Origin of the sequence: Hymenobacter coccineus, assembly GCF_001816125.1 — a bacterium.
GTDB classification, from domain to species: domain Bacteria; phylum Bacteroidota; class Bacteroidia; order Cytophagales; family Hymenobacteraceae; genus Hymenobacter; species Hymenobacter coccineus.
Genome location: NZ_MDZA01000058.1, coordinates 1 through 11,848, shown reverse-complemented (window position 1 = coordinate 11,848; position 11,848 = coordinate 1). Strand labels below are relative to the sequence as shown.

The window sequence follows — 11,848 nt, the reverse complement described above, 5'->3', positions numbered from 1 at the left end:
CGCGGGACCAGACATTTACGTGGCCCAGCTGAGCGGCGTAGACGGGCGCTGGCAGTGGGTGAGCACGGCCGGCGGCTACGGCGGGCCGGGCGGCACGGGTACCCCTTTTCGGACGACGACAGGTGCTGACCAACAGCTTTTCGGGGCGGGGCCGCTTTGGGCAGCTGCCCGACGTGCAAAAGCCTGGGCGCGGGACCAGACATTTACGTGGCCCAGCTGAGCGGCGTAGACGGGCGCTGGCAGTGGGTGAGCACGGCCGGCGGCTACGGCGGGCCGGGCGGCACGGGGTACCCCTTTTCGGACGACGACACGGCGGGCGACGTGCAGGTGCTGGACAACGAGCACCTGCTGGTGAGCGGCGCCTTTTGCCAGGGGGCCCGCCTGGGGGACCAAATTGGCCCGCTGGCCACGACCACTTACGACGGCTTCCTGGCCCGCATCACCCGGCCGTTGCCCTGCCCCGATTCGCTGGCCGCGGCGGCCGGGGTGCAGCTCGTGGCCGACTCAGCCGATTGCCAGGCGGGCAGCCGCACACTGCGGGTGCTGGGGGCCCCGGCCGGCAGCGCCTTTGCCTGGAACACGGGGGCCACCGGCCCTTCCCTGGCCGTGACGGCCCCGGGCCGCTACGAGGTGCGGGCGCGCACCTTGGGCGGCTGTGGCTACCGGTTGGGCTACACGGTAACGGCGGTGGGCGTGGCCCTCGGGGGCCCCCTGCCCAACGTGATAACGCCCAATGGCGATGGCCTGAACGACCGCTGGGTGGTACCGGGTTTGCTGGCCGGCACGCGGCTGCGCCTCTACAACCGCTGGGGCCGGCTGGTGTACCAAACCGCCGCGTACGCCAACGAGTGGGCGGCGGCCGGGGCCCCGGCGGGGCTGTACTACTACGTGCTGGAGAACGAGCAGCTTTGCGCCAGCCCGCGGATAAAAGGATGGGTAGAAGTCATTCGCTGATGGCCCGCTGGCCGGTGCGCCGCGCAGACAAAGGAACAGGGCCTGCCAGATCTCAACGGATTAATTGGCCCAAAAGCAAACCTCATCACCACCAATCATTCCCAGGGCCCCGCCCAGCGCAAGAGCCCGTGTTCCCGCCCCATCCCCGTTAAAGCCAATGCGTGCAATGCGTGGCTTGGGGCGAATGCCACGGCAACGCCCGGCGTTACCATCGGGGGAATGCCCTTGCAGCGGCCGGCGCGGGGGTAACCAAGGGCGTTCCGGCCAACAGCATCGCGGCGGGCGTTCCGGCCAGGGCAGTGAAAAAAATCTAATCCGACATCGCTGCTTAAGCAGTCTTCGTACTACCGTAAACCGGGCCCGCGCCACGCCCCCGCCCGGGTGGGGAAGCTGGCAAGCGTGGCCAGCCCCGGCAAACTGTTCAATTTTACCGAGCGGTTTGCGCCTTCCTGTTCCCGTCGCGCGCTGCGAAGGGCTTTGACTAATTATTTAACGCTCATTTTTCCTTTCTTTCCTTATGGCCACGAATCCTGAGCCGGACGTGCCGGCTAACCACGACGAAAACCGGCGTACTTTCCTCAAGCAGTCGTCGCTGCTCACGGCCCTGGCCCTGGTGCCGGGCCAGGTGGTGGACGCCGCCGCCGCCAAGTTTGACGAGCGGATTGCCGACGCGTTCGAAAAAGTGCCGCTGAGCCTGAAGGTCAACGGCGTGAAGCAGAAGCTCTCGGTGGAGCCGCGCGCCACGCTGCTGGACCTGCTGCGCGAGCAGCTGCACCTGACGGGCACCAAAAAAGGCTGCGACTATGGCCAGTGCGGGGCCTGCACCGTGCACGTGAACGGCCAGCGCGTGAACAGCTGCCTGAGCTTTGCCGTGATGCACGACGGCCAGGAAATCACGACCATCGAGGGGCTGGCCAAGGGCGACGACCTGCACCCGATGCAGGAGGCGTTCGTGAAGCACGACGGCTTCCAGTGCGGGTACTGCACGCCGGGCCAGATCATGAGCGCCGTGGCCTGCGTGCGCGAGGGCCACGCCGGCTCGGAGGGCGAGATTCGAGAGTACATGAGCGGCAACATCTGCCGCTGCGGGGCCTACGCCAACATCGTGGCCGCCATTCAGGACGTCAAGCAAGGAGGGCAAAAAGTATGAATCCGTTCCAATACGTGCGGCCCACCAAGCCGCAGGCCGCCATCGACGCGGTAGCCAAGGACCCGAACGCCAAGTTCATCGCCGGCGGCACCAACCTGGTGGACCTGATGAAGCGCGGGGTGATGACGCCCCAGAAGCTGGTTGACATCAACCGCCTGCCCCTGGCCCAGATCGAGCGCCAGGCGGGCGGCCTGCGCATCGGGGCCCTGGCGTTGAACTCGGCCGTGGCCGACGACCCGCAGGTGCGCGCCCGGCAGCCGCTGCTGGCGCTGGCGCTGAACGCAGGGGCCTCGCCGCAGCTGCGCAACATGGCCACCGTGGGCGGCAACATGCTGCAGCGCACCCGCTGCGCGTACTTCTACGACACGTCGATGCCGTGCAACAAGCGCGCACCGGGCACCGGCTGCGGCGCGCTGGAAGGCGTCAACCGGATGCACGCCATCTTCGGCTTCAGCGACAAGTGCATTGCCGTGCACCCTTCGGACATGAGCGTGGCGCTGGTGGCGCTGGACGCGACCGTGCAGGTGAGCGGGCCCAAGGGCCCCCGCAGCATTCCCTTCGCCGACTTCCACCGCCTGCCCGGCGACACGCCCGAAAAGGACACCAACCTGGAGCCCGGCGAGCTGATAACCGCCGTAGATATTCCGGACGGGCCCTTCACCAAGCACGTGCACTACCAGAAGGTGCGCGAGCGGGCCAGCTACGCCTTCGCGCTGCTGTCGGTGGCGGCGGCGCTCGACATCGACGGCACCAACACCATCAAAGCCGCGCGGCTGGCCATGGGCGGCGTGGCCCACAAGCCCTGGCGCCTGGCCGCGGCCGAGCAGGCCTTGGTGGGCAAGCCCGCCACGGAAGAAACGTTCCGGCAGGCCGCCGCCGTGGCCATGCAGGGCGCCAAGGCCTTCAAATACAACGCTTACAAGCTGAAGATGGGCCCCAACGCCATCGTGCAAGCCCTCAAAACCGCCGCGGCGGCTTAATCCCCGAGTGCATATGAAAACGCCAGAAAAGCAAATTGGAGCGCCGATGAGCCGGGTGGATGGCCGCCTGAAAGTGACCGGCGCGGCCACCTACTCGGCCGAGTACAAGCTGCCGGGCCTCGCCTACGCCGTGCTGGTGGGCAGCACCATCGCCAAGGGCCGCATCACGGGCCTCGACACCAAGGCCGCGGCGGGCGCGCCGGGCGTGCTGGCCGTGGTCACCCACCTCAACTCGCCCAAGGTGCCGGGCTTCGACACGGTGGGCAAAGACCCGTCGCAGCCGGCCACGGTGGGCGGACCGCTGAAAATCTTCCACGACGACAAAATCCGCTTCAACGACCAGCCCATTGCCCTGGTGGTGGCCGACACGCTGGAGCGCGCCCGCTACGCGGCGGGGCTGGTGAAGGCGCAGTACGCCCAGGAGCAGCACCAGACCAACCTGGAGGCCAACAAGCCGCGGGCCTTCTTGCCGACCTCGGCCCAGAAGAACCCGAAGTCGCCGATGGCCGACTACCAGCGCGGGCAGGCCGACGCCTACCGGAGCGGGGCCATCAAGCTGGAAAACGAGTACGTGATTCCGACCGAGGTGCACCACCCGATGGAGCTGCAAGCCATCACGGCCCACTGGGAAGCGCCCGACCGCCTGACGATTTACGACAAGACGCAGGGCACCCTGGCCACGCGCCGCGACTTTGCCAAGGAGTGGAACCTGCCCGAAGCGAACGTGAAGGTCATCGCCACCTTCGTGGGCGGGGCCTTCGGCAACGCCTTGCACAGCTGGCCGCACGAGTCGGCCGCCATTATTGCCGCCAAGGTGGTGAACCGGCCGGTGCAGCTGATGCTGACCCGCGAGCAGATGTTTACGATGGTGGGCTACCGGCCCCACACCTGGCAGAAGCTGGGCATGAGCGCCACGGCCGACGGCAAAATCACGGCCATCACGCACGAGAGCATCGGCCAGACTTCTACCTACGAGGAGTTTACCGAATCGACGCTGGCCCAGACGCGGATGATGTACCAGTCGCCCAACCTGACCACGCGCTACCGCCTGGCGGCCCTGGACATCGGCTCGCCCATCTGGATGCGGGGCCCCGGCGAGGCCACCGGCGCCTTTGCCCTGGAGTCGGCGATGGACGAAATGGCGTACCTGCTCAAGCTCGACCCCATGGAGTTCCGCCTGCGCAACTACACCGACCAGGACCCGGAAAACGGCAAGCCCTGGAGCACCAAGTTCCTGAAGGAGTGCTACCAGGCGGGGGCCGAGCGCGTCGGCTGGAGCAAGCGCAAGCTGGAGCCCGGCGCGCTGCGCGACGGCGACTGGCTGGTGGGCTACGGCATGGGCGTGGGCACGTTCGGGGCGCACCGTGGCGGGGCCCACGCCAGCGCCCAGCTGCTGCCGGGTGGCACGGTGCTGCTGCAATGCGCCACCACCGACATTGGCCCCGGCACGGGCACGGCCATGACCCAGATTGCCGCCGACACCCTCGGGCTGCCGCCCCAAAACATCCGATTTGAGCTGGGCCACTCCGACTACCCGCAGGCGGGCACCCAGGGCGGCTCGTCCACGGTGAACAGCGTGGGCCCGGCCGTGCAAGAGGCCTGCCTGGCCCTCAAAGACAAGCTGCGCCAGCTGGCCGCCACCGGCAACGCCGCCTTCGCTGCGGCGAAGAAGGAAGACGTGGTGCTGGCCGACGGCTACCTCACGCTGAGCACCAACGCCGCGGCCCGGGTGCCCTACGCCGACCTGCTGAAGCAGGTGGGCGGCACGGCCGTGGTGGTGGAAGCGAAGCCCGGCAGCGAAGGCCAGGCGTACTCGATGTACTCGTTTTCGGTGCACTTCGCCGAGGTGCGGGTGCACGTGCTCACCGGCGAGGTGCGCGTCAGCAAGCTGGTGTCGTGCGCCGACGCGGGCACCATCATCAACCAGAAAACCGCCGCCAACCAGATGAAGGGCGGCGCGGTGGGCGGCATCGGCATGGCCCTGATGGAGCACGCCATCATCGACGACCGCTACGGCCGCTACGTCACCAAAGACTTTGCCGACTACCACGTGCCCGTGCACGCCGACGCGCCGGCCGTGGAGGTGTTTTTCGTCAACCAGCCCGACTACCACGTGAACGCGCTGGGCACCAAGGGCATCGGCGAAATTGCCACCATCGGCGTGGCCCCGGCCATTGCCAACGCCGTGTTCAACGCCACCGGCAAGCGCGTGCGCGAGCTGCCCATTACGCCCGACAAGCTGGTGTAATGGCGGGGCCGGCGGCATGGCAGCCGACCCGATTTGCGCCATAAGAAAGGCAGCCACCCACAAAAAAGCCCGGCTTGGTTCGCACCAAGCCGGACTTTTTTGTGGGTGGCGCGGCTTATGCGCCCAAGATGGGGTGCGCACTGAAGTAATGCCACGCCCAACCCAGCAGGGCCACGCTGCCCCAGGCCACCAGGCCCGCGACGGCCAGGAAGGCCAGCAGCAGCAAGGCCACCAGGCCCCTGCCGCTGCCCGCGTGCCGGCCCTCGGCGTAGTGGCGGCGCAGCAGGGCCACGTTGCGCTCGTTGCTTTTGTAGGCGAAGTCGAAAATGTTGCCGAGGACGGGGACCGCCCCGACGACGGTATCAAGTAAAATGTTGAGGGCCATGCGCACCACCACCGCCCCGCTGGCGCCGTGGCGCAGCATGGTCAGCAGTAAGGCTACCGACACGGCAGTTGAAGACAGGTCGCCCACGATGGGAATGAGGCCGAGCAAGGGGTCGAGGCCGAAGCGAAAACGGGTGCCGGGCAGCCGGAACTGGCTGTCCATGAGGCGGGCCACGTGCTCGACCCAACGCAGACGCGCGTCAAGGTCGAGGGGAGCGGGCACGGCGGGGCGGGGGAGCGTGGGCATCGGCAAAGGCACTGGTTGGGGAGCAATGAGCGGGGGCTATACGCCCCAGCAGCTCGGAAGGACGCAAAGGCCCCCCGCCCTTACCCGACCGGGGCCCCAGCTTCAACCGCCACCTGGCCGAGCAGCCGGCGGCGCGGGGCATCCCAAGCTTCGCCCGCACGCCGGCCCGGTTTCCGGCGCTGATGGCGGCGGCCATTTAGGGTTAAAAGCTGGAAGCGCGGGGCCCGGCCTGCCGGCGGGCCGGGGCCCCGCGCAGCGACCCGGCGGCGGGCCCAACGGGCAAAGAACGCCGGGCAACACCCGAGGAGGCAGTGGTGCTAAGCGGTTGAAAAATAGTATTTCACGCTTGCCAAGTCTGGTGCGCAGCCCGGACGGCTAAACCTTCCCGAGGCTGCGCATGTAGGCCTGCACCACGGGCAGGAACAGCGGCACGGCGGCGTCGAGGTAGGCGCGTTCGGCGGCGGTCCAGTGGCGCGGGTGGCCGAACACGCAGGGCTGCAAGATGCACCAGAGCTGGCCGTGGTCGGTGATATGGGCGTGTACCAGGGCCCGGTGGCCGAAGGTGGTGCGCTCAAATTCCTGGTTGAGCACCTCGGGGCCCGCCTCTAGCACGTCGTCGACGAACACGGAGGGGCGGGCGGCCAGCGCGGCGCGGAACAGCGGGTCTTGCTGCGGCAGGTCGCCGGTGTCGTCTTGCCAGTCGTGGCGCGGGTCGGGCACGGCCTCGTCTAGGCGCCAAACCAGGGCGATGCGGCCGCGGCCCTGGGCGGGGTCGCGCACATAGAGAAAGCAGCGGTCGGCGCGCAGGTGGGGCCCCACCAGGTCGAGGGCGTGTTGCAGGGCGTCGGCGGGCGAAGCATCGGCGGCCAGGGCGGCGGCGAGTTCGGCGAGGGAAGAATCGGGCATGGGACGGAGCTAAAACAACTGGGAACTGGTACGGGCGCCGGCCATCCGCGGCCGGGACCGGCCGCATTTTAGGGCCCCGGCGTGCGGCATCGGCGGCCAGCGCCCGCCGCGTGGGCCTACCCGCCCCGGGGCCCCAAACCCGTGCGAATGGGTGGGCACGGCTGCAGTCGGGGGCCCAGAGCAACGGCGGGGAAGCCCTAGGTGGGCCCCGGGCTGGTGCTCGTCCAGCCGCCGTCGACCACTATGCTCTGGCCCGTGATGTGGCGGGCGTGGTCGGACACGAGGAACAGGGCGGCCTGCGCAATGTCGGCCACGGTGGCGGGCCGGCCCATGGGGGTCAGCTTTTGCCACGTGGCTTCGTAGGCGGGGTCGTCTTGCGTGCGCTCGGTGAGGGTGGCGCCGGGCGCGACCGTATTCACGGTGATGCCGTGGGCCGAGAGCTCGATGACCAGGCTTTTGGCCAGCATTTCCAGGGCGGCCTTGCTCATGCCGTAGGCGGCGAGCTGCTTGTGGGCCTGGTGACCGGTGACGGAGGACGTGAACAGCAACGCCCCGCCATGGGCCTGCTGCTTCATCTGGTTGGCGGCGGCCTGAGCCAGGAAGAAAGTACCCCCCAGGTTCAGTTGCAGCACTTTGAAGAACGACGCGGGCGGGTACGTTAGGAAATCACCGAACAGGGTGATGCCGGCATTGGCCACCACGACGTCGAGGCGGCCGAAGCGGGCCGTGGCGTCGGCCACCAGGGCGTGGATGAACGCCAGGTCGCCCGCGTCGCCGGCCAGCGGCCAGCAGGTGCCCGCCGCTTGGCCCTGGATGCGCGCGCTGGCCGCCGCCGTTAGGTCGGCGTCCAGGTCGTTGAGCAGCACGTGGGCCCCTTCGCAGGCCAGCTGCCGGGCTATTTCGAAGCCAATGCCCTGGCCCGCGCCCGTTACGATGGCTACTTTATTTTCAAAACGCATCATGGAGGACAACGACTTTCTGCTTGATTATCAACAATTTTATCCATACCGAACCACGGCCCGGCGCGGCGGCCAGCCGGCGGGTCAGTGCGAATCGCGGATGACGGCGCTGCCCGAGCCACCGCGCAGAAAATCAAAGTCGGCCCCCAGGTGGGCCTGCTGCACGTGCTGCTGAAACAGCCGCACGTAGCCCCGGCTGGCCAGCGCATCGGCGCGGGGGCCCTGAGCCCGGCGCTGCGCCAGCTCGGCGTCGGAGAGGGCCACGTGCAGGGTGCGGTTGGGCACGTCGAGGGTAATCACGTCGCCGGTTTGCACCAGGCCCAGTACGCCGCCCACCGCCGCTTCGGGGGCCACGTGCAGCACCACGGTGCCGAAGGCGGTGCCGCTCATGCGCCCGTCCGAGATGCGCACCATGTCGGTAACGCCCTGGGCCAGCAGCTTGCCGGGGATGGCCATATTGCCCACTTCGGGCATGCCGGGGTAGCCCCGGGGCCCCACGTTCTTCAGCACCAGCACGCTGGCGGCCGTCACGTCGAGGTCAGGGTCGTCGATGCGCGCCTTAAAGTCCTCGATGTTCTCGAACACCAGCGCGGGGCCCGTGTGCTGGAGCAGCGCCGGGCTGGCGGCCGAGGGCTTGATGACGGCCCCGTCGGCGCACAGGTTGCCCTTCAGCACCACGATGCCGGCCACGGGGTTGAACGGCTGGTCGACCGGTGCCACCACGGCGCGGTTGTAGCACTCGCTGGCCGCGCAGTTCTGCCCGATGGTGCGGCCGTTCACGGTCAGGCAGTCGTTGTGCAGGAAGGCCGCCAGCTCCTTCAGCACGGCGGGCAGGCCCCCGGCGTAGTAGAGGTCTTCCATAAAAAACTCCCCCGAGGGCTGCAAGTTGGCTAGCAACGGAATGCCCGCCGTAACGTGGTTGAAGTCGTCCAGGGCCAACTCGACGCCCATGCGGCCCGCAATGGCCAGCAAGTGGATGGCGAAGTTGGTGGAGCCGCCGATGGCGGCGTTGGCCATCATGGCGTTTTCGAAGGCCGGGCGCGTGAGGATGCGCGACAGCCTCAGGTCTTCGCGCACCATCTCCACGATGCGCATGCCGGAGAGGTGGGCCAGCACCTTGCGGCGCGCGTCGGCGGCTGGAATGGCGGCGTTTTGGGGCAGCGACAGGCCGAGGGCTTCCACCATGCAGGCCATGCTGGAGGCGGTGCCCATCACGGCGCAGTGGCCCGCGCTGCGGCACATGCTGGCCTCGATGGACTCGAACTGGTCTTGCGGCAGCAGCCCCGCGCGGCTGGCTTCGCTGAGGCGCCAGAGGTCGGTGGTGCCGATGGCGCGGCCCTGGTAGTTGCCCGTGAGCATGGGGCCGCCCGAGACCACCAGCGTGGGCAAATCGACGCTGCACGCGCCCATCACCAGGGCCGGGGTGGTTTTGTCGCAGCCGCAGAGCAGCACCACGCCGTCCACGGGGTTGGCCCGGATGGATTCTTCCACGTCCATGCTCACCAGGTTGCGGTAGAGCATGGCCGTGGGCTTCATCAGCGTCTCGCCGAGCGACATCACCGGGAACTCGACCGGGAAGCCACCGGCCTCGTACACGCCGCGCTTCACGGCCTCGGCCAGGTCGCGGAAGTGGGCGTTGCAGGGCGTCAGTTCCGACCACGTGTTGCAGATGCCGATGACCGGGCGGCCGTCGAAGGCATGCGCCGGAATGCCCTGGTTTTTCATCCAGGCCCGGTAGATAAAGCCGTCTTTGCCGGTGCGGCCAAACCACTGGCGGCTCCTAAAGGGTTGTTGTTCCACAGGTTGGAGGCGGGCCGGGGCCCAAAGCGGGTGGGAAGGAAAGCCAGTGCCCGGCGCCGGCCAGCAGCAGGCAAGTACCCCGCGGCGGCCGCGCCGGAAAACAGCCATTGTTAGTTCTAGGCCCCTATGTTACGCAGTTCCGGGCAAACGGCGCGGGTACCGCCGCCCCGCCGGGCGTGCCGCCTTGCGCACCGCAATCCGGCGCACCCGCGGCGCAACGCAGCACGTTGGGATTCCTTTATTAGGGCCCCTACCCGGCCCTACCCGGCCGGGGCCCCCAGCAGCCGGCGCAGCAGCACGATCTGGCCCAAGTGGTAGGCGTTGTGGTCGGCGATGAGCAGGGCTTCGCGTAGCAGCGTTTGGCCGTCGCCGTGGGCCAGGGGCGCGTACAGGTCGCGGGCAGGGTCGTGGAGCAGGGCTTCAAAGGCGGCGCGGTCGCGGGCGATTTGGGCCAGGGCCTCGTCCCAGGCGGCGTCGGTGGCGGGGGCCGGGTCGGGGGTCCAGTAGCCGGCCGGCCAGGGCGGCGACTGGTGGGTGGCGTCGCGAGAAAACTCCAGGATGTCCCACTGCGCGGTGCGGATGTGGTCAACCAGCTGCCAGATGCTATAGGGCAAGTCGGCGGGTTGCACGCCCCGCAGGTGCGCGGGCAACCCTTCGATGGCGGCGTCGAAGGAAAGGTGGGCCTGGCGGCCTTCCAGGAGCTGCAGAAGTTGGGTGCGGACGGCCGTGGTGGCCGCGGCGAGGGATGGGGTGGGTGAGGACATGAAAGTCAAAGGGATAATGGAGTGCAATCAACCCGCGGCCAGGGGCCTTGCAGCCTCGCCGACGCAGGGCAAATGAACGCACAACTACTGCTGCCAACGCAGGACGAGCGCCGGAGGCAGCGGCAGCAATGCGGCCGGAAGCCGGCGAAATGCGCGGCGCAGCGGGCGCCGGGCCCACTTCCAGCGCGGCGGGCCTTCACCAACCGACGCGCTTTCTCGGCTTTTCGCTGCTTTCGCGGGCACAGGTCAAGTTGGCCCCATTGCGACGCCCGGCGGCCGGGACCGGCCGGCGCGTTGGGCCCCTACCGCGGCCCAACGCCGGGCATTCTTTTGGCCGGGCTGATCAGCAACGTTCTACATCGAATTATAAATATTATATATTAGCCCCGGTTCCTGAGCTACCCAAAGTAGAAAGTGCCTTACTAGACGGCTGTTTGAGTGCCCTTTATGGGCTGGCAGTTTCTGTTTTCTTCTGCGTGCTATGAAAAAGTGGATTGCGTTGCTCGTTGCGCTCCTGGCCGGCGCGGGGGCCCTGCGCGCCCAGCGGCTCCCGGGGCCCCGGCCCCGGGTGGCCTCACGCTCAGCGGGGGCGGGGCCCGGGGGCTGGCCCACATCGGCCTGCCCAAGGCCCTGCCCTGGATTCGGCCCGGGTGCAGGTGGATTACGTGACGGGCACGAGCATGGGCGCCATCGTGGGCGGGCTGTACGCGGCGGGCTACTCGGGCGCCGAGATTGAGCGCCTCGCCGGGGGCCTCGACTGGGACGCGCTGCTCACCAACGCGGCGCAGCTGCCCACCATCACCCTGCCCGAGAAGGACGACTTCGGCCGCTACGCCCTGGAAGTGCCGTTCGTGAAGGGCGGGTTCCAGTTCACCAGCGGCGTCATCGAGTCGGAAGAGTTGTGGCTCAAGCTCAGCGAGTTGTTCTTCCCGGTGTATCGCACCAAGGACTTCGGCCAGTTCCGGCGCGGGTTCCGCTGCGTGGCCACCGACGTGATTTCCGGCGAGCCGGAGGTGCTGAGCCGCGGCGACGTCGTGTCGGCGGTGCGGGCCAGCATGGCCATTCCCTCGTTTTTCACGCCGGTGCGCTACCAGGGACACCGGCTCGTGGACGGCGGCATCGTGCGCAACTTCCCGGTGTCGGAGGTGTGGGCCATGGGCGCAGGCGTGGTCATCGGCAGCAACGTGTCGGCCGGGGCCTACACCGAGGCCACCCTGCGCAGCCCGGTCGACGTGCTGCTGCAAATCACCTCCTTTAAGGACAACGCGGATTTCAAAACCCAGAAGCTGCTCTGCAACGTGTTCGTGAATTACCCGCTGGGCGACTACAGCAGCGGCAGCTTTTCGGCGTCGGGGCCCATCACGGCCATCGGCCTGGCGCGCGGCCGGGTGGCCTACGCGCCGCTGCGGGCCCTGCGCGACTCGCTCGACGCCCGGTGCGGGCCCCTGCCGGCCCC

11 protein-coding genes are annotated in these 11,848 nt (G+C 68.4%); 6 read left to right on the top strand and 5 right to left on the bottom strand.

Going from position 1 to position 11,848, the window contains the following annotated elements; translation table 11 throughout:
• The 5 genes from BEN49_RS28780 to BEN49_RS04765 form a co-directional block, all read left to right on the top strand.
• On the top strand, window positions 1-220 hold a 220-nt coding region (locus BEN49_RS28780), incomplete at its 5' end, for a hypothetical protein (protein ID WP_204376052.1).
• A complete protein-coding gene (locus tag BEN49_RS04780) occupies window positions 208-954 on the top strand; it encodes a T9SS type B sorting domain-containing protein (RefSeq protein WP_204376051.1) in 747 nt (248 codons plus the stop codon). The genes BEN49_RS28780 and BEN49_RS04780, both read left to right, overlap by 13 nt.
• A 517-nt stretch (window positions 955-1,471) precedes the next feature.
• The gene (locus tag BEN49_RS04775) at window positions 1,472-2,104 is read left to right on the top strand and encodes a (2Fe-2S)-binding protein (protein ID WP_070741500.1); all 633 of its coding nucleotides are present in this window, start codon (window positions 1,472-1,474) and stop codon (window positions 2,102-2,104) included.
• On the top strand, window positions 2,101-3,084 hold the full coding sequence (locus BEN49_RS04770; RefSeq protein ID WP_070741497.1) for an FAD binding domain-containing protein: 984 nt from the start codon (window positions 2,101-2,103) through the stop codon (window positions 3,082-3,084). The genes BEN49_RS04775 and BEN49_RS04770 overlap by 4 nt, the downstream gene beginning before the upstream one ends.
• Window positions 3,085-3,097: 13 nt before the next feature.
• A complete protein-coding gene (locus tag BEN49_RS04765; RefSeq protein WP_070741494.1) occupies window positions 3,098-5,332 on the top strand; it encodes a xanthine dehydrogenase family protein molybdopterin-binding subunit in 2,235 nt (744 codons plus the stop codon).
• Window positions 5,333-5,447: 115 nt separating this feature from the next.
• Here BEN49_RS04765 and BEN49_RS04760 read toward each other — a convergent pair whose 3' ends face one another.
• From BEN49_RS04760 to BEN49_RS04740, 5 genes are all read right to left on the bottom strand, one after another.
• Window positions 5,448-5,963: a DUF4112 domain-containing protein gene (locus tag BEN49_RS04760; protein ID WP_070741491.1), complete on the bottom strand. Its 516-nt coding sequence runs from the start codon at window positions 5,961-5,963 to the stop codon at window positions 5,448-5,450.
• A gap of 375 nt (window positions 5,964-6,338) precedes the next feature.
• A complete protein-coding gene (locus BEN49_RS26605; protein ID WP_070741489.1) occupies window positions 6,339-6,869 on the bottom strand; it encodes a GAF domain-containing protein in 531 nt (176 codons plus the stop codon).
• Window positions 6,870-7,066: 197 nt separating this feature from the next.
• The gene (locus BEN49_RS04750; RefSeq protein ID WP_070741506.1) at window positions 7,067-7,828 is read right to left on the bottom strand and encodes an SDR family NAD(P)-dependent oxidoreductase; all 762 of its coding nucleotides are present in this window, start codon (window positions 7,826-7,828) and stop codon (window positions 7,067-7,069) included.
• Window positions 7,829-7,912: 84 nt separating this feature from the next.
• Complete coding sequence (locus tag BEN49_RS04745) at window positions 7,913-9,628, bottom strand: IlvD/Edd family dehydratase (RefSeq protein ID WP_070741488.1); 1,716 nt, start codon at window positions 9,626-9,628, stop codon at window positions 7,913-7,915.
• Between the two features lie 260 nt (window positions 9,629-9,888).
• Window positions 9,889-10,392: a DinB family protein gene (locus tag BEN49_RS04740; RefSeq protein ID WP_070741485.1), complete on the bottom strand. Its 504-nt coding sequence runs from the start codon at window positions 10,390-10,392 to the stop codon at window positions 9,889-9,891.
• A gap of 656 nt (window positions 10,393-11,048) precedes the next feature.
• On the opposite strand from BEN49_RS04740, the gene BEN49_RS04735 reads away from it, so the two are divergent.
• The coding region (locus BEN49_RS04735; protein WP_193415768.1) for a patatin-like phospholipase family protein at window positions 11,049-11,848 on the top strand (800 nt) is incomplete at its 3' end.